Raw genomic sequence first — 16,907 nt, forward strand, 5'->3', positions numbered from 1 at the left:
TCACGTGGTTTTTTTGACATTTCGCGTACTTAAAACAACACAAAATTATAAAACCTGCTCAATATTACTACCCACAAGAGATATCACAAAAGCTTTTACAAAAGATGTTAATAGACCAAATGGAAGGTGTTAAAACTTCAGAACTTGTAGAAATATTTGAAGTGTCATTAGAGTCAATTAGAAGAGATTTTGATGCTTTAAAAAAGGAATTGAAATTATTAACTAAATAGAAAAGAGGCTGGTGCATTTTTAAAACTGTAAAAATAAAATTCTCGGCATTAGAAATTGTTTCGTAATTTATGAAGCGAAACAGAATAACGAAAATCCGACTGTTTGAACGAAGTGAGTTTCGGATTTTCTTTCTGTGAGCAATATTAATAGAAAGAATTTATAGCTTAGAGAATTATACTTTTTACAAATTTGCACAGCCTCTTTTATTTATTGTCTTATTAACTTTTTAACAGCTTTATTTAGCTCTTTATTCCCTTTGATTTTTACCAGTTTTGAGATTAACCAGTTTAAATTTTCATCATCTAAAGATAGCTCTTCTTTTACATACTCTTCAAGCTTTTCAACCTCTCCTGGAAGCAGTCTGTATCTTGTACTGTTATTGATCTCTTCTATTGTCTTATCACTTGATAGATAAGCAGTTATCTTTTTCCAGTTTTCTAAAAGCTCAACTTTTCTAACGAGCATAACTACAGTATAATTAAGCTCAGGAATATGATCAAAACCTTTTCTTTTAAGAAATGTCTTTACTACATCTCCAGCCTTTTCAGTATCAGTAAGAACCTCACCGACTTTTTTAGTATTCATTATCTTAGGCATTTTTGATGTGTGACCAGTATTTCTTAGGTATTTTGACATTGGAATAACTTTACTTGCATGGTAGAAGTCCATAGCAAATTCATTAAATGTCATACCTTCTGGAACCGTTCCCTGCTCTATATGCTCAATATATTCATCAACTTTTTTAAAGTCTACCATTATTACAACACCTCAATTAAACTTAACGTATATTTATTATAACGCAAATAACAAAATTTCTCAACTTAAAATACATTTATTTGGTCCAAAATATATGGTATAATGGGGTAAAATAGAGAAAGGACAATGATATGAGATTAGATAAATTTTTAGTAGAATGTGGAATTGGAAGCAGAAAAGAGGTTAAAAAACTAATTTCTGATAAACAGATTACAGTTAATGGAAATGTTATAGTTTCACCAAAAGAAAATATAGATGAGATAAATGATGAGATTAAATATGCAGGAGAAAAGTTGGAATATAAAGAATTCAGATATTATATTCTAAATAAAAAAGCTGGATATATCACTGCAGTAGATGATCCAAGGGATAGAACAGTAATGGAGCTTCTACCTGACTGGGTAATAAGAAAAGATTTAGCTCCTGTTGGAAGACTGGATAAAGATACAGAAGGATTACTTCTTTTAACAAATGATGGGCAGCTGAACCACAAACTTTTATCTCCTAAGAGTCACGTTGAGAAAAAATACTATGCTGAGCTTGAAAAAGAGATATCAGAAGAGGATATAAAAAAACTTGAAGCTGGAGTTGATATAGGTGGTTATATTACTATGCCAGCAAAGGCAGAAAAAATTGATGAGAAAAAAATATTTCTTACAATTAAGGAAGGAAAATTCCATCAGGTGAAAAAAATGCTTGAAGCAGTAGGTAATAAAGTAATTTATTTAAAAAGAGTAAGTTTTGGGAAATTAGAGCTAAAATCACTCATGTTAGGAGAGGTAAAAGAAATTAAAATCTATGATATAGTATAGTTTTATAATTAATATAATAGGACTTTTTAGGTGATAAAATGGATATTATAAAAAAAGAAGAGACACGATTAGATTTACCCAGAAGAAAGAAAAGGAGAAAAGAGAATAAGAAAAGTATTTTTGAAATGTATCGTTCTCCTAAAACATTAAAAGACTACTTCTTTTATTTAAATGATTTTCTTCTATATATATACGACAGTGACAAACCTATACAGAATGAAGAGGTTATAGATCTTATGACAGATATAACTGAAGAGGATGTAGAAGATTATCTATCCCATCTGTTATATGAGAGAAATCTCAAAAAGACATCTGTAAACAAGATTATCTCAGCGTTAAAGTCACTATATAAAGAATTAGAAAAACATGGAGTTCAAAACCCTTTTAAGTTTGTAAAATTATTTAAGACTTCAAGAAATATAGATAATATCCTTAAAGTCTCGTTTGAGGATATAAAAGAGATATTTGAAAATTATAAAGTCTATAACGAAAAAGATTATAGAAATGTTATTATACTTTATACTCTTTTCTATACTGGAATGAGAAGCCAGGAGCTTATAACACTGAAGTATTCCAATATATTGTCAAGAGATAACAATTACTTTATAAAGCTTGAAAAGACTAAAAGTGGAAGAGAACAGTATAAACCACTCCATGAAATATTAGTTGAAAAAATCGGTGAGTATAAAAACTATGTTATGGGGATGTATAATTACTCTCCAGAAGAGATGGAAGATATGTTTGTATTCCCAAGCTCTTACGAAAAAAATTCTCAGTTGTCTTATAAGGCACTTTATAAAATTATTCAGGATATGGGTAAAGTAATTAACAAGGAAATCAGCCCTCACAACATCCGTCATGCTATTGCAACTGAATTATCTGCAAATGGAGCAGATATTTTGGAAATAAGGGACTTTTTAGGTCATGCCGATACCAGGGTAACAGAGGTTTACATCAACGCCAAATCATTACTGGATAATTCGGTAGTTGATAAGATACCTAAGTATTTACACAATAAGGACAATTAAATAGTTAATTTTACCTGATTATTTACTACAATTAATAAATATTATACAAATAAAAATTATTTAAATAATTTAGTTAGATATAATTAATATTATATGAACTTTAAATATTAATCTTTAATTACTAATAATTATTTCAAATAATTTTACCAAATAAAGCTAAAGGGACTGTTACATTTTTAAAACTGTAAAAATAAAATTCGCGATATTAGAAATAGTTTCATAATTTATGAAGCGAAACAGAGTACTGAAAATTTGACTGTCTGAACGAAGTGAGTTTCAAATTTTCTTTCTGTAAGCTAAATAAATAGAAAATATTTATACCTGAGTGAATTTTATTATTTACTATTTTTTAACAGTCCCTTTTTTATTAAGCCTCTTTTCCTTTTGCAATAACTTTTTCAACTTGTAAATCTTTATTTAAAAATACAATGTCAGCATAACATCCTGGTTGTAATTTTCCATATTCATTTTCAAGTCCTATTGCTTTTGCTGGATATAAAGTTGCCATTCTAATTGCTTCTTCTAAAGTAATTCCACAGTGAGCAACAAGATTTCTTACTCCTGCATCCATAGTAAGTGCAGAACCACCTAATGTTCCATCTTCTCCAAAGCATTTACCATTTTTATAATAAACCTTTCTTCCTTCAAAGAAGAAGTATTCCATCTCTGTTCCAACAGGAGATACAGCATCTGTAACTAAATACAATCTCTCTCCCATTATTTTAATAGCTGATTTTATTGCAGAGAAATGAGAGTGGAAACCATCAACAATTACTCCTGCACAAAGATCACTATCAAATATAGTTCCTACTGCACCTGGTGCTCTATGAGCAAATGAAGACATTCCGTTAAATAGGTGAGTTGCAAGTGTTATTCCATAGCTTTCTTTTTCTTTTAACTCTTCATAAGTTCCATTAGTATGTCCTAATGCTACGTTTATTCCTGCTTTATGCAGTTTAGCTATAACTCTTCCATCTGTTCTTTCAGGAGCAAGAGTTAATATTCTTACATTTTCCTTACCTGATTTAATAATTCTATCTATCATCTTATCATCTGCAGGTCTTATAAATTTTTCATTGTGAATTCCTTTTTTCTCAACTGAAATATAAGGTCCTTCTATATGTAATCCTAATACCCCATATTCTTTTTTATCTATACCTTCCATTAATTCTAATGCCTTTAGAATATTTTCATCAGTTGTTGTTATAAGAGTTGGAGTAAAAGATGTACATCCATATTTAAGGTTTGTCTTATACATTGTTTCTACACCTTTAATAGAAATCTCATCATTAAAAAGGATTCCTCCACACCCATTTATTTGTAAATCTATAAAACCAGGTACAACATAATTATGCCCAGCATCAATTTTGTCAATTCCAGGATATGCCTCATCTAATCTATCTTGAGAAACAATATCCTCAATTTTATCTTGATTAATAACTAAAGCTTTTCCCTCATAAAACATATTTCCTAAGAAAACGTCCCCATTTATGATTGCTTTTCTCATATTTTCTCCTTATTATTTGTTAGAATCGTAGATTTCTTTTAATAATCTATCGCTATCTAGGTTATTTTTTTCAATATCTTTAAAGTATCTGTAAGTTCCAACTTTTAATTCAGAACAAGCTGCTTCGTCAGATACAATTATTCCGTTTCTATGTAGTTGAAGAGCTGATATTGTCCACATGTGATTTACTCCTTCTTCAATTCCATAGTGTAATGCTCTTGCTTTGTTAGCTCCTGTTACCATTATTAATACTTCTTTAGCATCAAGAATAGTTCCTACTCCTACTGTTAGAGCTAATTTAGGTACTTTGTTAATATCTCCACCAAAGAATCTTGAGTTAGCTATTATTGTATCCATAGTTAAGTCTTTATCTCTAGTTCTAGAAGATAATGAAGATCCAGGTTCGTTAAATGCTATGTGTCCGTCTGGTCCAATTCCTCCTAAGAATAGATGTATTCCACCATAAGATTTTATTTTTTCTTCATATCTTTCACATTCAGCTTTATAATCTTTTGCTGTACCATCTAAGATATTTATATTTTCTTTTTTAATATCTATATGGTCGAAGAAGTTTTTATGCATATAGTAGTGGTAGCTTTGGTCATTGTCTGGAGTTAATCCTACATATTCATCCATGTTAAATGTTACAACGTTTTTGAAAGAAACAATTCCATCTTTATTCATTTGAATTAATCTTCTATACATTGCAAGTGGTGTTCCTCCAGTTGGAAGTCCTAGTACAAATGGTCTATCCTCAGTTGGTTTAAATTCGTTAATCTTTCTTGCTACATATACTGCAGCCCAATCCCCTACACTTTTATCTGTAATTATTACTCTCATTTTTGTTTCCTCCTCTATATTTTTATGTTTTTATTTTAATTTAAATCCTTGAACAAGGTCTATGGCATTAAATATATAATCCTGCATCTTTTTATTCTCTAACATCAATTTTATATAAATCATATCTATAACTGTAAGCTGTGATATTCTTGGTGATAAAGCAGTAGATCTAAAGTTACTTTTCATCTCTACAGTGCCAAGTTTTATATTTGCCAAATCACTTATAGGATTAGGGACAATACTTGTCATTGAGATTATCTTTACTCCTCTATCTTTTGCTACTTTTGTAATATCATACATCTCAACAGTTTTTCCACTATGAGATATTACAAATAGCACATCTTTCTTTCCCATACTGCTTAAACAGCTTAGTTGCATATGAGTATCTGTTTCCATAATTGCATGTTTACCAAGTTCCAATAATTTATAATATAAATCTTTCGCTACTATTCCTGAAAATCCCACACCTGCAATCATTATCTTATCAGCATTTGCAATGGCTTTTACAGCATTTTCAAGCTGTTTAAAGTCAGTAATTTCACAAGTGTTATTTATTGCTAAGATATTTTCATGAGCAATCTTTTTTCCAACTACTTCAAAAGTATCCTCACTTTTTATCTCTTCATGAATAATATTGATATGAGACTCTGCTTTTCTATTCCCAATATCCTGGCTTAAAGATAGCTTAAAATCAGGATATCCTTTAAATCCAAGCTTTTTTGCAAATCTCACAATAGAAGCCTGACTAGCTTTGCAATTTTTTGCCACCTGATATGTATTAAGATTTTTTATACTTTCAGGATCTTTTAGAATGTATTCAGCAATTCTCTTTTCAATCGATGTCAGTTGACTCTTCATCGTGTTAATCTTGATAATTACTCCCATTATTTATTCCCCCACTTCATCACCTTGAACAATATTATTATCTTTTAAATACTTGTTTATTGTATTTAAAACATCTCTTTTATTTGCACTCCACATTGGGCCAACCAGATCTTTTTTACTTCCATCTCCTGTCAGTCTATGTATAACCATATTATACGACATATTTCTCAATATTTTAACTACTTTTTTCACATATTCTGATTTTTTTTGTAATTTTATTTCATCAATGTTATATAAAGCCTCAAGTTTCGTACCTTTAAGCACATGCAATAAATGAATTTTTATTCCCCAAGTTCCTCTTTTTTCTGCATATTTTGCTGTATTTAATGGATCATCCTCCTTTTCTCCTGGCAATCCTATTATAATGTGAGTAACAAATTTTATATTTTTTTCTCTTAGTTTTTCAGTAGCTTTATCATAAGTTTCTAATGGATAGTGCCTATTAATAATTTCAGCAACCTCTTCATTTATAGTCTGTAATCCCAGCTCTACCCACAGAAAACACTTTTTATTAAAATCATCCAGCATCTCTATTACTTCATCATTTATACAATCAGGTCTTGTAGCTATTGCAAGTCCCATAACACGTGGATGTGATAGTGCTTCGTTATATATCTCTTTCATATAGTTAATATCACCATATGTATTTGTAAAATTTTGAAAATATGCAATTACCTTTCCAGATGGAAATTTCTTTTCAATAAGCTTTAATTGCTCATCTATCTGCTCTGTAATGCTCAGTCTTCTACTACCTGCAAAATCTCCACTTCCTCTTTCACTGCAGAAAATGCACCCCTTTGTACTCAACGTCCCATCTCTATTTGGACATGTAAATCCTCCATCCAATGATACTTTATATATCTTTTCTCCAAATGTCTCTTTAAAATAGTCGTTTAAGCTATGATATCTATTCATTAATCTTCCTCTTCTTCTTATATTTTAATTATATTGTAGCTAATTTTATTACAAAAAGAAATAGTTAAATAAAAAAACTGCACCATATTCTTTTAAAACCTAGAATACAGTGCAGTTTAGCAATTATTTAATTTTTATACATCCATTTTTATATTGAGGCACAATTGTGTATTTATCCATTGTAAAGCAGTGTTCCATATCCCCTTCAAATCCTATTGACTTAAGATATTCAAAGTGTTTACATCCTTTTAAAGTTGTAAATATGCTTTTAGAATTCTGAGCAATAAACTTAAGAGCTAAGCTTATATCTGTACATTTAACATTAGCTTCCTGTGATAGACGTTTAATTATCTCTCCAGCACATAGTGCATCGTCAAATGAAAACTTATCATCAGTTCCAGAGCATACAATAACAACATCTTTATTGTCTCTTAATAATCTGTCCACTATACTTCCAATATTTAGAAATGCTCCTATATATATATAGTATCTGCAGTTTCAGCACATTTTTCAATAGCTCTTGTACCGTTACTTGTAGTCATATACATATATCTTCCAGCAACCTTTTCTGATGGGTATTCAAGTGGGGAGTTCCCACAGTCAAATCCATCAATTTTCAGTCCTTTTCTTTCACCACAAAGAAGTGGATTTGAATCCTTTTTTGAATTTTCTATTACACTTTCTATATCTTTATAAGGATATATCCCCTTTACACCATTTGCAAGTGCTGTTGTCATAACACTTGTAGCTCTAAGCACATCAATAATAACTACAGTTTTACCTTTAATTACTTCTGTGTCTATGCTTCCAGCTGTTTCAATTACATCTACTATCATTTTAATTCCTCCTGGTTAATCTACACTAAATAATATCACAAACTGGGAGAAAATAGAAGATTTAGTAGTATTAATTAAAGTATTTTTTTAATAGTTTATCATATGTTCCATTTTCTTTGATTTCTGCCAAGGCTTTTTCAACTTGTTCCATAAGTTTTTTATCATTCTTTCTTATAGCTATTGCATATTCTTCCTGAGCACTATTTGCATCAGCTATTTGAAGGCCAGCATTTTGTTTAACAAAGTTCTTAGCTGGTTCAGAGTCTAATACAACTGCATCGATTTTCTTAGCTTTTAAAGCCATTATTCCAGCATAAGCTGCATTATATCTTTCAGGTTTTGCACCATCTATCTTACTAACAACTATATCACCAGTAAATCCTAACATAACTCCAACTTTCTTTCCTTTTAAGTCATCGAAAGATTTTACTGAGTCATCTCCCTCTCTAACGATTATAACTTGGCTTGCAGTATAGTAAGGTTGAGTAAATGAAACAGTTTTTTCTCTTTCTGGAGTAGCAGTCATTCCTGCAATAACAAGATCAACTTTCTTCATTTGTAAAGCTGGTAATAATCCATCAAAAGCCATATCAACTATTTTAATATCAACATCCATCAATTTACCCATTTCATCTACAAGATCAATATCAAATCCAGTAGGTTTACCATTTTCAAGATATTCAAATGGAGGAAACTCTGCGTTAGTTCCAACATATACCTTTTTCTTTGCAAATGCACTTACAGAAATAGTTAAAGCTAAAATTCCAATTAAAGCTGATTTTAAAAATTTTTTCATATCTTTCACTCCTTATATTTTATATTTTTATTTATTAAGCACTTTATTTAAAAATTCTTTAGTTCTTTCATTTTTAGGGTTAGTAAATAGTTCATCTGGTGTACTATCCTCTAATATAATTCCTTTATCCATAAAGAATACACGGTTAGCAACGTTTCTGGCAAATCCAAGTTCATGAGTAACTATAAGCATTGTCATTCCCTCTTTAGCTAGATCTCTCATAACATCCAGTACCTCTTTAATCATTTCTGGGTCAAGTGCTGAAGTTGGCTCGTCAAATAGCATTACTTCAGGTTCCATAGCTAATGCTCTTGCTATTGCTATACGTTGTTTTTGACCTCCAGATAACTGATTTGGATAGGCATTTGCTTTTTCTTTCAATCCAACCTTCTCCAATAGATAATAAGCTTTCTTTTCAGCAGCTTCACGAGTTATATTTTTTAATTTCATTGGAGCCATTACAAGATTTTCTAAAACGCTTTTATGTGGGAAAAGGTTAAAGTGTTGAAACACCATTCCTACTTTCTGACGGATTTTATTGATATCTACATCATCTGATAAAATATCCTTTTCATCTATGTATATATGTCCACTTGTTGGTTCTTCAAGTCTATTTATACATCTTAGAAATGTAGATTTACCACTTCCTGATGGTCCTATTATAGCTATAATATCACCTTTTTTTACCTCTGTTGATATCCCTTTTAATACATGTAAATCTTCAAAGTTTTTATATAGTTTTTCAATCTTAATCACTTACTTTCAACCCCTTTTCAACTTTTCTCATAAATTTAGTAAATAAGCTTGTCATTATAAGGTATATAAGACCAACTGCAAGTAGAGGTTCAACTCCTCTATAAGTTTGGCTTGTAATTATATTGGCAGATCTTAGTAAATCCACACCACCTATAAATCCAACAATTGATGTTTCTTTTAAAAGAGTTATAAATTCACTAACTAGAGCTGGAAGTATCTTTTTAATTGCCTGAGGAATAATTACCTCTTTCATAGATTGTTTGTAGTTCATTCCTAAAGCTCTTGCTGCTTCCATTTGACCTTTATCAAGTCCTTCAATACCTGCTCTTATTATTTCTGCAACATATGCACCAGAGTTAATACCAAATGATAGAGCTGCTATAACAAGTATTGGTGTATCTCTTAAAGCTCCAACAAATATAAGGTTTGCCATTATCATAAGTTGTACAACTGCTGGTGTACCTCTTATTAAATCTACATACCCATAAGCTATTTTAGATAGTGGATTGAAATTTTTCCATTTCTTATTATGTTTAAATGGATAAAAATTTGATAATTCCATCAATGCTATTAATATTCCTAGCATAATCCCTATAATTGCTGCTAATGCTGTTGTTCCTATTGAAAATCCTAATCCTTGAAGAATATATTTATATCTGTCACCATCAATAAATATCTCCTTTAAAACGTGTAAATATTCCATTGTGTCCTCCTATATATAAAATTAATTATTTCTGTAAAAAAAAATACAGACTAAACCTGTCTGTATTACATAAAACATAATAAATATGTTTTTTCTTTATGCTCAAGGGAATACAAAAATAAACTCCCAATCTTTTCCATAAAAAAGTAATTAGAGTAATTAGGCAACTCTAGTGACAAGGTTAGATATACTATTAAATTGTATTCTGCTATTCCTCATCCTTAAAGACCTTAACATTTCTCTTCTCCTTTTCTTCTTGATTTTCCTTATTATACTCTATACAGATTAAAAAGTCAAATAATTATAATTTTTTATTCCTATGGCATTACTTTATGTTTAATATTTTCCATTTTCTTATCAAATTCTGATGATAAAGCAGCACATTCTGCTAATTCTTTTTCAATTGCATCTACCTGTTCTGGATCTATATTTTTCTTATACATCAATTTATGTTCCAATGTAGCCCAGGCGTCCATGGCAATTGTTCTAAATTGTATTTCAACTTTAATATTCTTTTTAGTATCGTGTAGAAATATTGGTATCGATACAATTAAGTGTAAACTTCTATAACCATTCTTTTTAGGATTTTTGATATAATCTTTCATAGTTATAAGAGTAATATCATCCTGATTTAAAAAATTTGTTACAAGACGGTATATATCCTCAACAAATGGTGTAATTACACGAATTCCTGCAATATCATGGAGATTTTCCTGGATACTTTCCACTGTTATAGGAAGGTTTCTCTTTTTCATTTTTGTAAATATGCTCTTTAAAGTTTTTACACGACTTTTTATTCCTTCAATTGAGTTATATGTCCCATGGACCTGAAGATCCAGTGCCAATACTTCAAATTTAGTTGTAATCTCTTTTATTGCACATTCATAGAATACAAACATCTCACGTAGAGGTAAAATATCTTTCTCCAGTTCTCCGTCTATGATTTTTTCAATAATAATATCTTTTATTTCCATTATTTAGAGACACTCTCCTTATGGCATTATTTGCTGTTATACTCTTCTAATGCTCTTCTTAACACTATCATTGCATTTTCTATGTCATCTATATTTGTGCAGAAAGAAAATCTTGCTTCTTGCATTCCTTTACCCTCTGTATAATAAAATCCAGGTCCAGGTGCAATAAGTATTGTCTTTCCTTCATAAGAGTAATCAGTTAACAGCCATTTAGCAAATTTTTCCACATTATCAACTGGAAGTTTTGCAAATATATAGAAAGCACCTTGAGGTTTAGAGCAAACTACTCCTGGTATTCTTTTTAAATATCCATATAATAGATCCCTTCTGCTTTTATATTTCAGTTTAACATCTTCTAAATAGCTATCCATAGTATTGATAAGATTTGCAGCAGCGTGTTGTTCTATTGTAGATACACATAGTCTTGCCTGGCAGAACTTTAAGATATAATTCATGAGTTCATGATTTTTACTTGCAATTAGACCAATTCTTGCACCACATGCACTATAGTGTTTAGATATACTATCTACTAAAATTACTCTATCAGCTATATCTGACATCTTCATGACTGAAGTATAAGGAGTATCATCATAAACAAATTGCCTATATACCTCATCTGCAATTATATACAGATCATGTTCTTTTGCAATCTCACCTATCATGTGGATTTCATCTTCTGTATATACAGTTCCAGTTGGGTTAACTGGATTTGAAAACATTATAGCTCTTGTCTTAGGAGTTATATATTTTTCAATCTCCTCTTTTGATGGCAGATGGAAATTATTTTCTATTGAAGTAGGAATTGCTTTAACAGTAGCTCCTGAAAACATAGAAAAACTTGAGTAGTTTGAGTAGAAAGGTTCTGGTACTAATACCTCATCTCCCTCGTTACAAATACACATTAAAATGAAAAATATTGCTTCACTTCCACCTTGTGTAATTAAGATATCATCAACATTGATATCTATGCCACTTTTTTGATAACTTTTTACAAAACTTTCCCTAAGTTTTAAAATTCCTTTTGAATCTGAATAAGTTACTATTTTTTCTTTATAGTTATGAAGACCTTCAAAAAATGAGTCTGGTGTTACTATATTAGGTTGTCCAATATTTAGTTTATAAACCTTTACTCCTTTTTTTTCAGCCTCATCTGCAAGAGGAATTAACTTTCTTATTGGAGAAAAGTTCATTTCTAATGCTCTTTTTGATATATTCATTTCTTCTCCTCTCTCAAGACCAAAATTGTCTTCTATACATTTATTGATATTCATTAATTTTATCACATACTAGAAAAAAATTCAAAATATTTATTTAGATAAATGAAAAAAGACTCCCTATAAGAGAGTCTTTAACACTATTTTATTTCTTTAGATATTACATTTACAAGTTCATCAATATCACTATAATGATTTGGATATATTATTTGAGGTCTTGTAAGATAGATAACTTCTACATTTTTTTCTTCAGCAGCTTCTATCTTCTCCTTTTCTCCTCCTGTAGCTCCAGCCTGTTTAGTGACTAGATATTTAATATCATACTGATCAATCATTGCGATATTCATCTCTTTTGTAAATGGTCCTTGCATAGCTATAATATTTTTCGGCAGAATCCCATTATCCTCACATCTTTTTACCATATCCCACTTAGGTAAAATTCTAAAATAACAGTTACCTAAGTTCTTGATATTTGAAAAATGTGGAATATTATTACTTCCAAGTGTAATTAAAATATTACCGTCTAAAGTTTCCAAATCAGAAACCAATTCATCAATTGTTTCAAATTTTCTATACTTTTTAGGGAGAAAAGAAACCTCTTCTCTTTCAAACCTGTAATACTTTATTTTTTTATTCTGAGATGCTTTTAATGCATTGGTAGAAACCTCTGCTGCATAAGGATGACTTAAGTCTATAACTGTATCAACACCGTTTTCCATAATAAACTCTTCCATCATTTCAAGAGTAAGCTTTTTACAAACTACCTTAACTGGCAGATTTTCCAGTAACTTTCCTCCATACTCTGTGGCAGTTGTTACAACAATATTCTGAGTAGTTTTTATTATTTTTTCTAAAAACTCTCTTGAATCCTTAGTTCCGCCTATGACCCAGATCATAACTTATATCCTCTAGGTGTTATCATCTTTCCATTTTTAATATATGTTTTTGAGTTACCTACTATAACCACTGTAAACATATCTATTTCGTGATTTAACATTTCATCAAGGTTAGTTAGGGTATAGTTTTGATCTTCTCTTCCAACGTGTCTTAATAAAGCCACAGGTGTCTTAGGATCTTTATGTCTTAACATAATTTCTCTTGCTTCAACTATTTGTTCAGTTCTACCTTTACTTTTTGGATTGTATAGAGAGATAACAAAGTCTGCATCACTTGCTCTATCTATTCTCTTAGTTATAACATCCCAGTCAGTTAACAGGTCACTTAAGCTTATTATAGCCTGGTCATGCATTAAAGGTGCTCCTACTAATGATGCTCCAGCTACTGAAGATGTAATACCAGGGATAACTTCAACATCTATTCCACTTCCTAGTGCAACTTCTATCATTATTCCTGCCATTCCATATATTCCAGCATCTCCACTGCTGATCAATGCAACTGTTTTTCCCTCTTTAGCAAGCTCTAATACTTTTTCACATCTATCTATCTCTTTTTTCATTCCTGATACATAGAACTCTTTATCTTTAAATTCATCTTTAACTAAGTCAATATAAGTGATGTATCCAGCTATTACATCAACATTTTTTAATGTATTATAACATCTGATACTCATATCCTGCATATTTCCAGGTCCTATACCTACTACATATATTTTTCCTTTATTCATTTTCAAACTTCTCCTCATAAATTGATATTGTTATTCCATTATAAATAAACTTTTGCTCTATAAATTTACCATTTTTATTTGATGCTAAATAAGCACATGGTTCAGATACACAAGTTACACCAATCTGTTTTTTTACAAATTCAGATCCTTTAAAATTACTCTCTACTGTTAGTATTTTACTTCTATCTATTATAATAGGTTCATGTCCTAATTCTTTAGCTGCATCTATTAAGCCAATTTCATCAGCTTTAACATCTACTGTTGCAATTTTACGTATACTCTTATATGAGAGATTATATTTTTTCATAAGTGTATCTACAGCTTTTAAGATATCCTCTTTTAAAGTACCTCTACGACATCCAATACCTAAAATAAGATTTTTAGGATATAATCTCATTATTTCTATATTCTCTTTATTAGATGTTATTACAACTCCCTCACTATTGCCATTTTCTCCAAATGTAACATTTTTAGGAAGCAGTATATCTACTTTTTTATTATCAACTATTAAAGATGTGATATTCTTAGCTTTTTCCAAATTCTCCATTTCACAGTTCATTTTCTGAGATAGAGTATCAATAGCTATCTTTCCAGTTATATCAGAACTTGTTGTAATTATTGGTAAAAGTGAAAACTGCTGAGCTAAATCTGATGCCAATTCATTTGCTCCACCTAGATGACCAGAGAGAAGAGATATTACAAATCTCTCCTGTTCATCTATAACTACAACAGCTGGATCCACATCTTTACTTTTGATTAAAGGTGCAATCTTTCTAATTACAATCCCTGTTGCCATAATAAATATATGTGCATCATATCTATTAAACTGTTTTCCCAATTCATCTGTAAAGTTATCTATCTGTAAAGTATTATTAATTTCAAATTTCTTAAGTGTATATATATCTGCTGAAATTTCACTTCCTAATCTATAAGCTACTCTCCCAGCTCCCCGTGTAACACTCCATATAGCTATTTTCATCTTATTTTATTCCTTTTCTAAACTCATGAGTAAATGTTTTATCATATAATTTAGATTTTTCGTATTTATCTCCTAAAAAATCTCCAACAAGAATTTGAGCAGTTTTAGTTATTCCAGCTTCTTTTACTTTTTGTTCAATTGTTTCTAGAGTACCAATAACTATTTTTTGGTCTTCCCATGTAGCTCTTTGTACAACAGCAATTGGAGTAGTCATAGGATAAGATGTTCCAAGTCTTTTTACAACATCTCCTATCATATGAACTGATAAAAATATAGCCATTGATGCTCTGTGTTTAGCAAGGCTTTCTAATGATTCATTTTCTGGAACTGGAGTTCTTCCTTCTAGTCTAGTACAAATAACAGTTTGTGATACTGATGGAAGTGTAAATTCTTTTTTTACAGCTGCAGCAGATGCTAAAAATGAGCTTACTCCTGGAATTACTTCATATTCTATTCCATTTTCATCCAGGATATCCATTTGTTCTCTATGAGCACCAAATATAGCTGGGTCTCCTGTATGAACTCTAGCTACTTTCTTCCCTGCTCTGATTCCTTTTATTGTTACATCCATTACCTCTTCAAGAGTCATAGATGCTGAGTTATATATTTCTGCTCCCTCTTTGTGACAGTCGATAACTTGTCTAGGAACTAATGAACCTGCATATATAATAATGTCAGCTTCTTTAACTATTCTTTGTCCTTTTATTGTTATTAATTCTGGATCCCCAGGTCCTGCTCCTATAAAGAAAACTTTTTCCATTCTTCGAATCCTCCTTTTTTAAATATCATAGTTGTGAAATATGGGATATCTTCCTTAGTTAAATTTGAAATATCATAGAATACTTTTTCTGTATCTTTACCACTGTTAGATACCATTATTACATTGTTCATATTTCCAGTTTTTGCTAATGCTTCTTTTAATTTATCAAAGTTTCTGCTGACTTTCATAAATACGATGTTATCTGTGTCATTTAATTCTTTTTCTATATCTGTATTTTCATTTATAGAAACTATTTTAAGTGACTCGTCTCCCATAACGATTGGGAAGTTAAATCTTGAAGACATATCTGCAAATGAAGATATACCAGGAACTGTTTCAACTTGTTTTTTATATTTGTCTTGAAGATTTTCAAGGATATATACATATGTACTGTATGTCATTGAATCTCCAATAGTTAAGAATCCAACATTTTTTCCTTCATCTAATAATTTTTCTACAACTCTTGTATTAGCTTTTCTTCCTTCTACTCTATCTAATGGGTTCTTTAGCATTGGGAATTCCATGAATACTAAGTCTACACCTGGTTTTAAATACTCTTTTGAAATTTCATAAGCAGTACTTCCTTCATCTTTTTTAGCTTCTGGAACGATTACTACATCTAGTTTCTTTAAAATATTAATTGCCTTTACTGTTAATTGTTCAGGGTCTCCTACCCCTACTCCTATTCCATAAAATTTGTTACTCATTTATTTATTTCCTCCTTGTTTAATTGCTGTTATTATATAAATCGGATTTTCACCATACATCATAGTGTATTTTCCTACTTTTTTTCCTCGTGAAACCATCACATTTACTACTTCAATATCTGCAAAAGCAAAAGATTTAAGTATTTCCATGCTCTCATTTAGACTCTCTAATGTTATAGTATTTATAACAAGTCTGCTGTTATCCTTTGCATGTTCCATAAAGTGTTTAACTATCTCTTTCATGCTTCCAGTAGACCCACCTATAAACATTCTGTCATAAGCTATATCAGGTATATCTTCAGGTGCTCTACCATGGATAAGTTCATAGTTTGTAACTCCAATTTTAGCCACATTTTCCTTTATAATATTTAATCCTTTTTCCTCTTTTTCAATACCTATAACTTTACCATTTGGAATATATGTTGCAGCTTCTATTCCAATTGTACCAGTTCCTGCTCCAACATCTACTAAAACTGAATCTGGTCTTAACTGAAGTTTTGCTACAGTTATAGCTCTTATCTCCTGTTTTGTCATAGGTAATTCTCTTTGTACAAAATCTTTATCATATATATGCATTTTTACAC

The 16,907-nt window shown here is 30.4% G+C and carries 21 protein-coding genes; 3 read left to right on the plus strand and 18 right to left on the minus strand.

The genetic code is table 11. The features are described from left to right. The first annotated feature begins 104 nt into the window (after positions 1–104). On the plus strand, positions 105–230 hold the full coding sequence (locus IX290_RS03710; protein WP_211491872.1) for a DeoR family transcriptional regulator: 126 nt from the start codon (positions 105–107) through the stop codon (positions 228–230). Positions 231–438: 208 nt separating this feature from the next. On the opposite strand, the gene IX290_RS03715 is transcribed toward IX290_RS03710, so the two are convergent. Further along, complete coding sequence (locus IX290_RS03715) at positions 439–987, minus strand: hypothetical protein (protein WP_211491873.1); 549 nt, start codon at positions 985–987, stop codon at positions 439–441. Positions 988–1,118: 131 nt separating this feature from the next. On the opposite strand from IX290_RS03715, the gene IX290_RS03720 reads away from it, so the two are divergent. Together IX290_RS03720 and IX290_RS03725 are read left to right on the plus strand one after the other, a co-directional pair. Continuing rightward, positions 1,119–1,799 (plus strand): pseudouridine synthase, encoded by a 681-nt coding sequence (locus IX290_RS03720; protein ID WP_211491874.1) that lies wholly within the window; start codon positions 1,119–1,121, stop codon positions 1,797–1,799. 38 nt (positions 1,800–1,837) lie between these two features. Next, positions 1,838–2,827 (plus strand): tyrosine-type recombinase/integrase, encoded by a 990-nt coding sequence (locus tag IX290_RS03725; protein WP_211491875.1) that lies wholly within the window; start codon positions 1,838–1,840, stop codon positions 2,825–2,827. A gap of 367 nt (positions 2,828–3,194) precedes the next feature. On the opposite strand, the gene nagA is transcribed toward IX290_RS03725, so the two are convergent. The 17 genes from nagA to cbiT form a co-directional block, all read right to left on the minus strand. Further along, positions 3,195–4,334 carry an N-acetylglucosamine-6-phosphate deacetylase gene (gene nagA, locus IX290_RS03730; RefSeq protein ID WP_211491876.1) on the minus strand — a complete coding sequence of 380 codons (1,140 nt, stop codon included), beginning with the start codon at positions 4,332–4,334 and terminating at the stop codon, positions 3,195–3,197. A 12-nt stretch (positions 4,335–4,346) separates the two neighbouring features. Beyond that, positions 4,347–5,174 carry a glucosamine-6-phosphate deaminase gene (gene nagB / locus IX290_RS03735; protein WP_211491877.1) on the minus strand — a complete coding sequence of 276 codons (828 nt, stop codon included), beginning with the start codon at positions 5,172–5,174 and terminating at the stop codon, positions 4,347–4,349. A gap of 30 nt (positions 5,175–5,204) precedes the next feature. Further along, entirely contained in the window at positions 5,205–6,059 is an 855-nt protein-coding gene (locus IX290_RS03740) for a MurR/RpiR family transcriptional regulator (RefSeq protein ID WP_211491878.1), read from the minus strand. Positions 6,060–6,062: 3 nt separating this feature from the next. Next, positions 6,063–6,974 carry a TIGR01212 family radical SAM protein gene (locus IX290_RS03745; protein ID WP_211491879.1) on the minus strand — a complete coding sequence of 304 codons (912 nt, stop codon included), beginning with the start codon at positions 6,972–6,974 and terminating at the stop codon, positions 6,063–6,065. A 123-nt stretch (positions 6,975–7,097) separates the two neighbouring features. After that, positions 7,098–7,421, minus strand: a complete 324-nt coding sequence (locus IX290_RS11615; RefSeq protein ID WP_349290740.1) for a 2-phosphosulfolactate phosphatase — start codon at positions 7,419–7,421, stop codon at positions 7,098–7,100. Between the two features lie 26 nt (positions 7,422–7,447). Further along, entirely contained in the window at positions 7,448–7,810 is a 363-nt protein-coding gene (locus IX290_RS11620) for a 2-phosphosulfolactate phosphatase (protein ID WP_249168839.1), read from the minus strand. 70 nt (positions 7,811–7,880) lie between these two features. Continuing rightward, positions 7,881–8,606: a basic amino acid ABC transporter substrate-binding protein gene (locus tag IX290_RS03755; protein ID WP_211491880.1), complete on the minus strand. Its 726-nt coding sequence runs from the start codon at positions 8,604–8,606 to the stop codon at positions 7,881–7,883. A 27-nt stretch (positions 8,607–8,633) separates the two neighbouring features. Beyond that, a complete protein-coding gene (locus IX290_RS03760; protein WP_211491881.1) occupies positions 8,634–9,362 on the minus strand; it encodes an amino acid ABC transporter ATP-binding protein in 729 nt (242 codons plus the stop codon). Beyond that, complete coding sequence (locus IX290_RS03765; RefSeq protein ID WP_211491882.1) at positions 9,355–10,065, minus strand: amino acid ABC transporter permease; 711 nt, start codon at positions 10,063–10,065, stop codon at positions 9,355–9,357. Before IX290_RS03765 ends, IX290_RS03760 begins: the two co-directional genes overlap by 8 nt. Before the next feature lie 317 nt (positions 10,066–10,382). After that, positions 10,383–11,039, minus strand: a complete 657-nt coding sequence (locus IX290_RS03770) for a GTP pyrophosphokinase family protein (protein ID WP_211491883.1) — start codon at positions 11,037–11,039, stop codon at positions 10,383–10,385. 26 nt (positions 11,040–11,065) lie between these two features. After that, a complete protein-coding gene (locus IX290_RS03775; RefSeq protein ID WP_211491884.1) occupies positions 11,066–12,256 on the minus strand; it encodes a pyridoxal phosphate-dependent aminotransferase in 1,191 nt (396 codons plus the stop codon). A gap of 137 nt (positions 12,257–12,393) precedes the next feature. Then, positions 12,394–13,149 (minus strand): cobalt-precorrin-6A reductase, encoded by a 756-nt coding sequence (locus IX290_RS03780; RefSeq protein WP_211491885.1) that lies wholly within the window; start codon positions 13,147–13,149, stop codon positions 12,394–12,396. Continuing rightward, positions 13,146–13,877, minus strand: a complete 732-nt coding sequence (gene cobJ / locus IX290_RS03785) for a precorrin-3B C(17)-methyltransferase (protein ID WP_211491886.1) — start codon at positions 13,875–13,877, stop codon at positions 13,146–13,148. Before cobJ ends, IX290_RS03780 begins: the two co-directional genes overlap by 4 nt. Next, the gene (gene cbiG, locus IX290_RS03790) at positions 13,870–14,856 is read right to left on the minus strand and encodes a cobalt-precorrin 5A hydrolase (RefSeq protein ID WP_211491887.1); all 987 of its coding nucleotides are present in this window, start codon (positions 14,854–14,856) and stop codon (positions 13,870–13,872) included. Before cbiG ends, cobJ begins: the two co-directional genes overlap by 8 nt. 1 nt (position 14,857) lies before the next feature. Beyond that, entirely contained in the window at positions 14,858–15,616 is a 759-nt protein-coding gene (gene cobM, locus IX290_RS03795; protein WP_211491888.1) for a precorrin-4 C(11)-methyltransferase, read from the minus strand. Next, positions 15,595–16,323: a precorrin-2 C(20)-methyltransferase gene (gene cobI, locus IX290_RS03800; protein WP_211491889.1), complete on the minus strand. Its 729-nt coding sequence runs from the start codon at positions 16,321–16,323 to the stop codon at positions 15,595–15,597. Before cobI ends, cobM begins: the two co-directional genes overlap by 22 nt. After that, on the minus strand, positions 16,324–16,899 hold the full coding sequence (gene cbiT / locus IX290_RS03805) for a precorrin-6Y C5,15-methyltransferase (decarboxylating) subunit CbiT (RefSeq protein WP_211491890.1): 576 nt from the start codon (positions 16,897–16,899) through the stop codon (positions 16,324–16,326). Positions 16,900–16,907 lie beyond the last annotated feature (8 nt).

Origin of the sequence: Fusobacterium sp. DD2 (assembly GCF_018205345.1) — a bacterium.
Taxonomy (GTDB): Bacteria; Fusobacteriota; Fusobacteriia; order Fusobacteriales; family Fusobacteriaceae; genus Fusobacterium_A.